The following is a 9,447-nucleotide window of genomic DNA, read 5'->3' on the forward strand; positions in this document are numbered from 1 at the left end:
GCAGCGAACTTATACCGTTTAAAAACAGCAGCTCGGAAACGGTTTTGCTTATCCGTGCCTCGTCGTGGCGGATTTTTGCAATTTCACGTACGCCGTAAATCGGTATGCCAATGGCTGCCAGTAAAACGAAGTATTGGGCAAATACCAGAATAAACTGAATCTTTCCAAATGCCTCAGGGCCCAATACACGTGAAGCATACGAAAAGCTGATAAAGGGAAACAATAAGTTGCTCAACAGGAGCAGGCTATTGTGAAATAAATTCCTTTTTATGGATGGTGTTTTTTGCACAACTTGTTATCGGCAGGAAAATACGGGAACTATAATTTCTTTTGTTACCACGCGAAAAGATTCGCGCAGCAGCTGTGTAAATAGATTCGCGCGGCAGGGGGGTATTGTATCGAGCTCAATGGATTGTTGCACTACGCGAAAGGATTCGCGAGTTAGCTGTATGTCCTTATAGCTATTGTTGCTGAACGGTTACTTCGCTCTGTTCAGGAAACCTTTCTTTTCTTTTTGGAAGGTTTTAAGGCTTCCAATTTCGATTTTAGTTTGAGTTTATAATCCAGCTCCTGCAGTATTCGTTTGTTGGTTTTCCATCGTTGAGGATCATAAAACCATCCCCATTTATTAAAATAACGAATGGTATTAACCATGTGAATCATCATCATTCGGGCACTCTTGTAGGAGTGGCGGTGGTGATAATGGGTGATCGCTACTTTTGGGTAATAAATGGTTTCATAGTGTTCATGAATTCTTCGCGAAAGATCAAAGTCTTCTGCATAAAGGAAAAAACGTTCATCGAACAGTCCCACCTTTTTTAAGGCTTCTGTTCTGAAAAACATAAAACATCCCGAAAGGCAAGGGGCTTCAATGGTTGTATTGTACCCGTTAAAAGCCAGCTGATATCTTTTCCGTTTTTCCTTTAATATGTTTTCGGGTAAAAAAAGCCGGATAATCAGGTTCGACGGTGTTGGTAAAAGTTTGGCAAGGTATTGTACTTCGCCTCTAAGGTTTAGTACCTTCGGAAGAAGCAAGCCTGTTTTTGGATGTTTTTTAAAGTAAGCAATGATTTTTGGAATAACTCCCGGAGCGAAGAAAATGTCAGTATTTAAAGCCAGGTGATATTCTGATTGATTCAAAATTTTCCGGATGGCAATATTGTGTGCAGCTCCATACCCGAGGTTTTTCCCCACAAAAATATATTCAATCTTACGGTTGCGAATAACATTTTTTAAACGGTCATCAGGCGAATTATCCACAATAATAATCTTCGAAAAGATGTCTTCCTGTAACAGGGAATGACATACTTTCTCCAATTCCGCCATTGATGTTTTATATAGTACAATACTGGCTGTAATCATCATCTTCAGTTTTGTTTCGCATTCACAAATCGTTCCACTTCTTAATGGCCTCCTCCTTTTAACACCACCAGCATTCCTTTTGCAATTACGCCCAGGTCGGTAAACAAAAGTTTTAATGCCGAATAGTGAAGATAACGGTGTATATATTCGTATTCGTAAACGGGGTTGCCAAATTCAGGTGTTCCTTTACGAATGTGTCCATAGCCCAACAAACCACCCCTGACTAATTTTCGGGTTACATTACCCTGCGCCAAATCTCTCTCGTAATGGTGAACCGCCAGGGGGCGGGGCCCCACAAACGACATATCGCCTTTTAGGATAAGAAAGAACTGTGGCAGCTCATCAATATAAAATTTTTTTACAAAACGACCTAAAAATGTTCGGGCTTCCGGCATCCATTCATTCTGATAGGCATGCCAGTCGCCTTTGGCCTGTAGTTCTTTATCGATGTATTTTTCTTTTATCAGCCTGATTTTCCACTTCTTAAACTTCTTTCCACGGCTTACACCATAGTAGTAAAAAAACAGCGGCCCTTTGTTTTCCTTAATTATCAAGCCTTCTATCCAGTTAGCCACTACTAAAAGCAAGAATACGGGCAAAGACAGTAAGACGAAAAAAGAAGCCAGCAATTTATCAAAGCATAGTTTTGGGAAGGGAACTTTTAAGGGCTCCTTTAGCTCAAAAATTTCCCTGTATCGTTTTTTTATCTCTTCAGTTGGTGGTTGATAGGGAAAAGCTCCTTTGGGTTCGTTTATCGTATTCATGTTTTGTCGATTCCTTTTTATTATGCCGCATTTTTATAGGCATGCCGGCCAAACACCGTTTGCCAGATAATTTTCATATCCCAGGCAAATCTCCAGTTTTCGATGTATTCCATATCGGCTTTCACCCGGTTTTCCATGGCAGATAACTTTTTTGTTTCTCCGCGCAAGCCTTTTACCTGTGCCCAACCGGTTATTCCCGGTTTTACATAGTGCCTAACCAGGTAATTATCGATGAGCGACGAATATTCTTCGGTATGTTTTAACATATGAGGACGTGGCCCTACAACCGACATCTGCCCTGACAATACATTCAAAAACTGTGGCAATTCGTCGATGTTGGTACGGCGCATTAAGCGGCCTAATTTAGTGATTCGGTCGTCGTTGGCTGTTGCCTGTTTGTCGTTAGCCTCGTTGTTAACCTTCATGCTTCTGAATTTTAAACACCTAAAGGTTTTATTGTTGATGCCTGTGCGCTCCTGAACAAAAAAAACAGGCCCTTTGGAATCGAGTTTAATTAACAGGGCAATGATGGGAAATAACCAGGAGAAAAGAAAGATACAAAGCGTTAATGAAAACACCAGGTCGAAAATTCTTTTCTGTACCCTTAAACCAACACTGTCGAGCGGGATTTCCTGGGGGTTTATAACCACCATATTTCCTATCGATTCGGTGTTAAAACGATTCCGGAACCATAGTTGGTTGGTAGGGATAAAGTTTAAGCGTACTCCTTTGCGGTTACATATTTTCAATACTTCTTTTCCCTTTTTTTCAGCATTTCCACCGTTAAAAAACGAGATGGTATAATATATAATGTTTATATCGTGTTTGTCGATCAGTTCTTCCAGATCGTCGGGATGCCCCAGGAAGTCTTCTTTAATATTTTCTTTTGAGCTTATAAAACCTGAAAAGCTGTATCCTAAACCAGGATTGCTGGTAATAATTTGTTGCAGCAACAAGCCGGTATCGTTATGGCCGATTATTGCGGCATGTAAGGTGTTGAAACGTTTTCCGCGTTTAAATTTTAAATAGCGGTATATCAGCCAGTAGGCTATAATTTTAAGGAAATAAAACAACAGGGCATATTTCCAAAAGAATAACTGTGATAGATGTAAAGGGACAAACAGAAGGTTGAAACTTGCAGCCACTATGATAAAAACCACCTGGCGTTTGCTAATTCGCCATATCCGGTTTGCAAAACTATCGCGGAGGAAAAGATTTCTTTTGGTAAATGCCAGGTAGCTGATTACCCAGGCCAGGTTACCATGCAAAATATAGGTGCTCATCAGCCGGATATCACGCAGCGAGATGTCTAAATCGATCCAGGCTACGAAGCCCAGGGACAGGTTCAGCAAAAACAAATCAAAGGCCAGGTAAGTATATAGAAGCTCGGTTTCGCGGGATTTCATCGTTTAATTATCAATTCTGTCTGTTTGTTTTAATCATCTGCATAGCCAACGAAAATAGAAAAAAATATTTGGGCTGCGGTTGATATTAATCAAGTTTTACTTGGTGAATTTATGTCCTGTATTTTGTTTCCGATTCTAACTGATTACAGGATTAACAGTTAGCGATAGAAACGGAATGTTTTATAGTTTAAAAAATTAAAAACTCTTTAGCCTTATTGGCTATGGCGCGATTGCAAATCCGCGCCAGTGGTGGACTTTTATCCACGAATTGCACGGATTACACCGATTAGAATTTTTAATCTCGTAGAGGTTTAATATTTGTGGCCTCCAGACGCTCGCTAGCTCAGTCGGGACAGGCCGGGTTTTAAACCGGGGTAAATGAGAAGCATTTAAACGCGGCGCAATCAGTTGGTTGATCTGGCTTGTTGGCCCCCTTTGTCTGACCACCCACATTCCTTACGCTGACATTTCCCCCATAGGGGGAAGAATAGGGAATATTTTATTTAATCGCGGCAATGTTGTATTGCGTTTATTGTTTATCAAATTGTCGTTACAAACGACCGCTTGTAAACTCCTCGTTGCAAACGAGGGGGAGAGGATGTTAACCTTTCAGGTAATGTTCATACATCATTTTAATTCCTTCCTTCAGTTCAATATTGTGTTTCCAACCGAGACGATGTAACTTGGATGGATCGGTTAGTTTTCGCATGGTGCCATCGGGTTTTGTTGTGTCAAAACTAATGGTTCCCTGAAAACCAATCTCCTTTTGAATAACTTCGGAAAGCTGTCTGATCGATATTTCTTTTCCCGTTCCTATATTGATATGGGTATTGACTATTTCTCCTTCACATTCCGATTTTACATCCTCAAAATTCCGGTTTTCCATTAAAAACACGCAGGCATCTGCCATGTCTTCCGACCACAGGAATTCGCGCATGGGTTTTCCGGTTCCCCAGAGGTCGAGGGAGACTGTGAGACGTTGAGCACTGAGACTATTAGACTGTGGGACTGTGAGACTTTGAGAAGGTGAGATTTCACTATTTGCTTGTTCTGTATTAATCCCGTATTTTGTTAGGATTTTAAGAATATCCTTCTCATCGGCTTTGCCAGTAACTCCTTCTACAGGGCGACGATCCAGGTCTTCACGGATTGCTTCCCAATTGTTGTTTTCCAGACACTTTGATAAATGTATCTTGCGAACCATGGCCGGCAATACGTGAGAAGTTTCCAGGTTAAAATTATCATTTGGCCCGTAAAGGTTGGTCGGCATTACCGAGATAAAATTGGTACCGTATTGCAGGTTGTAGGATTCGCACATTTTTAAACCTGCGATCTTGGCAATGGCATAAGGCTCATTGGTATACTCCAGTGTATCGGTTAACAGACAATTCTCCGGCATGGGCTGAGGAGCCTGTTTTGGATAGATACAGGTGGATCCCAAAAACAACAGTTTTTTTACGCCATGCACATACGACTGATGAATGACATTATTTTGTATCTGCAGGTTTTCGTAGATGAATTGTCCGCGGTAGGTGTTGTTGGCAATAATGCCTCCAACTTTTGCTGCGGCCAGAACCACGTACTCAGGTTTTTCCTGTTCAAAAAAATCGGCTACAGCCTGCTGGTTCATCAGATCCAGTTCTTCCAGGCTTCGGCCAATAAGATTTGTATAGCCTTTGTTTTGAAAGTTTTTCCAAATGGCTGAGCCAACGAGGCCTTTGTGGCCTGCTATGTATATTTTTGCGTCTTTATTCATTTTTATATTTTTTTCCACTGATTTCACGAATTACACGAAGAGGATGAGGCTTTGAGCACTGAGCGCTGAGACTTTGATCACTGGGACTCTGAGACTGTGAGACTGTGAGCACTGAGACTTTGGGACTGTGAGCACTGGGACTTTGAGCACTGAGACTGTGGGCGCTGGGACTGTGAGATACTTTTATTCATGTTTCTCATCTTCTCATAGTCTCATCTTCTCATAGTCTCATCTTCTCACCCTCTCTCGGTCTCACCCTCTCACGGTCTCACCCTCTCACGGTCTCACCCTCACACCGTCTTCTCTACAGTCCTGTTTCTTTTCGTCTGATCTTTATTTTCATACTTCCTTTGGGTTGCTGATCGGCTACTAAAATCATATAACCACCACCACCGGCTCCGGCTAGTTTCCATGCCAGCGCCTGATCTTTATAGCTATCGATCACTTTTTCAATCTCCGGATTTAGCATGGCCGGGAACATTGTTGTTTGTGCTTCGAATGAGTTTTTAAAGTACCGTGCAAATTCTGCTAAATCTTTGTTGAGGATAGCTTTCCATGCACCATCCGCAGCATTAGCCAAAGCTTTTACATTCTCTTCTGAGATGTAAGTTTCTTTTAAGAGGTCGGTACCTGCAGGACGTGGCCAGAGCAAGACCATAAACAGGTGTTCTTCCAGCCAGTCGAGTATGTCTTCATCATGCACCGACTCAAACTGTTTGGGCCAATAGGCGTTGTCGTAATAATGACGAACCAGTCCGGGCATACAGATCCCGATGGCATCTTGTGCTCCTGATATCAGTGTTGAACCGGGCGTGTTTTCGAACTTAAAAAGTATCTCGGCCAGCTTTTGCGGTTTCTCCAGTGGCAGGTAGTAGGGCCAGATCTTCTTCGCAGCATTACGCGTTGAAGTGCTCATGCCGCAACGTTCGTTGTATTCGATAACCGGCTCCAGCGACAGGGTAATTGCCCAACCCGGATGGTATTTCGACACATAGGGTTGGTCGATCCACGTTCCGGCCAGATCGATACGGTAGGGCAGGGTACAGTTATCGCCTGTACGCATAGATGTTGTTGATCTTGCGGGGAGCCCGGCATCAGGAATTCGGTTCAGGACTTTTAATTCTATGCCCATTGAATCGCACAGTTCCTTTTTTGTGGGCGAATAACCATCTTCATTCACCACAAAATAGTCGGGCTTTAGTTCTTTCAATTCGTTTTCAAAATCCATAATACCGCTGCCACTGTTCACAAATGCTTCGGTAACATATTTAATGGATTTTACCATATATAAACGTTCCTGTTCACTGTTAATGGTGTGTCGTCCTTTCAGGTCGGCAACGGTTTTGTCCGAGCCAAGACCCACATACACATCTCCAAATTGTGAAGCTTCTTTAAAAAAGGCCACATGACCACTATGCAGCATATCGTAACAACCGGAAACGAAGACTTTTTTATTATTATTCATTCTTTTTAGCAATTATTTGGTTTGCGAAACCTTGAGCACTGAGAAAGTGAGCACTGAGCACTGGGACTGTGAGATAGTGAGCCCTGAGACTGTGGGACTTTGAGCACTGGGATTTAGATTGTCCATTTTTCTGGATGTTTTTGCATTGAAACTAACATGCCAATAATGTTTTCATACTCCTTGTCGAGTCTTATGTGAACTTCTTCAGTTATATAGCCACAATTTAAAGCAAAATCCAACCAGTTTTGTGTTTCAGCAGCTTCAGCTTCGCTTTCATTTAATTTATTTGAAAAAGATTTAGGGTACTTTCTACGGCGAAATGCCTCCGCAGTATCGGCACAAACCGATCTTGATGAACGACGGATTTGATCAGTCAATGAATAAACCTCTTCTTTGGGAAATTCTTTTGAAAGATCAAAAATAGTCATGGCTGCCTTAAATGCAGATTGATAAACTTTAAGTTCGCGATGTGTTTTTATCTTTTCCATGGTTTTTGTTTTAGCATTGAGTACTGAGCACGGAGACATTGAGCACTGAGCGCTGAGACTGTGAGCGCTGAGACTGTGAGCACTGGGACTGTGAGCACTGGGACTGTGAGCACTGGGACTGTGAGCACTGGGACTGTGAGCACTGAGCGCTGTGACTATGAGAAATTATTTAAATACGTTTTTCATTTTCTCCCGCTCTCACCCTCTCATCGTCTCACCTTCTCATTTTCTCATAGTCTCGCTCTCTCCCAGTCTCACTCTCTCATCTTCTCACCGTCTTCGAGTCTCATCCTCTCCCTGTCTTTCTTATTCGAAATAATTCAAGGTTGTGTATCCACCTTCCTTCAGGTAGCAGTCTTTTTGCATGAGTTTGATATCGGATTGCATCATATCTTTCACCAATCCATTCAGATCGTACTCCGGTTTCCAGCCCAGAACGGTTTGTGATTTGGTTGGATCACCAATCAGCAGATCAACTTCGGTGGGGCGGAAGTACTGAGGATCCACTTCAACGATCTCTGCTTTCGAAGCTATTTTCTCCTTGATAGCGGACAGGTATTTCTCTCCGACTTTTTCGCAGAAGATCTTTTCATCCACTGCTGTGATTACCCCTTTTTCATTCACTCCTTCACCACCGAAAACGATTTCCAGACCCACTTCAGCTCCGGCCATTTTTATAAAGTCGCGAATGGTAGTGGTGATACCTGTGGCAATTACATAATCATCCGGCTGATCCTGTTGCAGGATGAGGTACATGGCTTTGATGTAGTCTTTGGCATGTCCCCAGTCGCGTTTACTCGACAGGTTCCCCATATATACTTTTTCCTGTAGGCCCAGGGCAATACGGCTCATGGCGCGTGTTACTTTACGGGTAACAAAGGTCTCTCCACGTTGCGGACTCTCGTGATTAAACAGAATACCATTGCTGGCATGCATGTTATAGGCCTCGCGGTAGTTTACCGTTATCCAGTATGCATACATTTTTGCCACTGCATAAGGAGAGCGCGGATAGAAAGGTGTCTTTTCGCTTTGAGGTACTTCCTGTACCAAACCATACAATTCAGAGGTAGATGCCTGGTAAATCCGTGATTTCTCTGTAAGACCGAGTAAACGAACAGCTTCCAGAATACGCAATGTGCCTATACCGTCCGCATTGGCTACATATTCAGGTGTATCAAAACTCACCTTTACATGGCTCATCGCTGCCAGGTTATAGATCTCATCGGGCTGTACTTCCTGGATGATCTTGGTGAGGTTCATACTGTCGGTGAGGTCGCCGTAGTGTAAAATAAGGTTGCGGTTCTCCACATGCGGATCCTGGTAGAGGTGATCAATACGGTCGGTGTTAAACAGTGATGTGCGGCGTTTGATACCGTGAACAATGTATCCTTTTTTTAAGAGGTATTCCGCTAAATAACCTCCGTCCTGTCCGGTGATTCCTGTTATCAGGGCTACTTTTTGTGTCATGATTGTATTTTTAGTTTGTTATCTTTTATATTTTGTTTCTCGGGATTGTTAAGGTGAAAATGCTTTAGTTTTGTCCACAAATTGCACGGATTATACGAATTAGCTTGGTAGTGGATACTGTAACATGGGACTGCGAGCACTGGGACTGTGGGCACTGGGACTGTGGGCACTGCGCACTGTGGCAATGAGAAATTATTTCAGCACGTTTCTCATCGTCATATCATCTAACCCTCTCATCTTTTACGTTCTGTCGTCCCTACGGTTCTTAATATCATGTTGTATTCTGTATTTACCAATATTTTGTTCCTGCCGAGACTTTTTATACACTAATTGCGAGGCTTATACGAATTAGATTGAAATGGTTTGTTTATGATTAAAACCTTCAGGGTTTTGGAAACACCTGAAGGTTTTCTGAGTTAAAAGAAAACCTTCTTTTTTGCGGATAACCTTAGTAGCTATATGGTAAAAGAAGATTAAAACCTTATTAAGCTTATTTATTAACTCTGTGGGTACTGTTTTGTTGGGGGCATCTGTTTTTGTGCTATTGCGTTCCAATGAAAAACTGTTGGGTAATGTTCAAATAACTGTGTCAAATCATTTTTACCAGTGCGAAATACATTTTCAGTAGTGCGGAGCCATCTATCGGTTGCGCGGAAGCATCTTTGTATGACGCGCTGTCAGTTTTGTGCTGTGCGGAGCCTTCTTTACCTGACGCGGAGTCAGATTGAGGTGACGCGGA

General features: G+C 42.4%; 8 protein-coding genes. All 8 read right to left on the reverse strand.

Going from position 1 to position 9,447, the window contains the following annotated elements:
* On the reverse strand, positions 1-235 hold a 235-nt coding region (locus ABZB17_RS16420; RefSeq protein WP_372651645.1), incomplete at its 3' end, for an oligosaccharide flippase family protein.
* A 257-nt stretch (positions 236-492) separates the two neighbouring features.
* Positions 493-1,365 carry a glycosyltransferase family 2 protein gene (locus ABZB17_RS16425; protein ID WP_372651647.1) on the reverse strand — a complete coding sequence of 291 codons (873 nt, stop codon included), beginning with the start codon at positions 1,363-1,365 and terminating at the stop codon, positions 493-495.
* A gap of 38 nt (positions 1,366-1,403) precedes the next feature.
* Positions 1,404-2,126 (reverse strand): sugar transferase, encoded by a 723-nt coding sequence (locus tag ABZB17_RS16430; RefSeq protein ID WP_372651649.1) that lies wholly within the window; start codon positions 2,124-2,126, stop codon positions 1,404-1,406.
* A 20-nt stretch (positions 2,127-2,146) separates the two neighbouring features.
* Complete coding sequence (locus tag ABZB17_RS16435; RefSeq protein ID WP_372651651.1) at positions 2,147-3,532, reverse strand: exopolysaccharide biosynthesis polyprenyl glycosylphosphotransferase; 1,386 nt, start codon at positions 3,530-3,532, stop codon at positions 2,147-2,149.
* Positions 3,533-4,133: 601 nt separating this feature from the next.
* A complete protein-coding gene (locus ABZB17_RS16440; RefSeq protein ID WP_372651653.1) occupies positions 4,134-5,288 on the reverse strand; it encodes a GDP-L-fucose synthase family protein in 1,155 nt (384 codons plus the stop codon).
* 304 nt (positions 5,289-5,592) lie between these two features.
* Positions 5,593-6,753: an adenylyltransferase/cytidyltransferase family protein gene (locus ABZB17_RS16445; RefSeq protein ID WP_372651655.1), complete on the reverse strand. Its 1,161-nt coding sequence runs from the start codon at positions 6,751-6,753 to the stop codon at positions 5,593-5,595.
* Positions 6,754-6,866: 113 nt separating this feature from the next.
* Positions 6,867-7,241 carry a four helix bundle protein gene (locus tag ABZB17_RS16450; RefSeq protein WP_372651657.1) on the reverse strand — a complete coding sequence of 125 codons (375 nt, stop codon included), beginning with the start codon at positions 7,239-7,241 and terminating at the stop codon, positions 6,867-6,869.
* Positions 7,242-7,547: 306 nt separating this feature from the next.
* Complete coding sequence (gene gmd / locus ABZB17_RS16455) at positions 7,548-8,708, reverse strand: GDP-mannose 4,6-dehydratase (RefSeq protein WP_372651659.1); 1,161 nt, start codon at positions 8,706-8,708, stop codon at positions 7,548-7,550.
* Positions 8,709-9,447: the final 739 nt, after the last annotated feature.

The organism is Draconibacterium sp. (assembly GCF_041583095.1).
Lineage (GTDB): Bacteria > Bacteroidota > Bacteroidia > Bacteroidales > Prolixibacteraceae > Draconibacterium.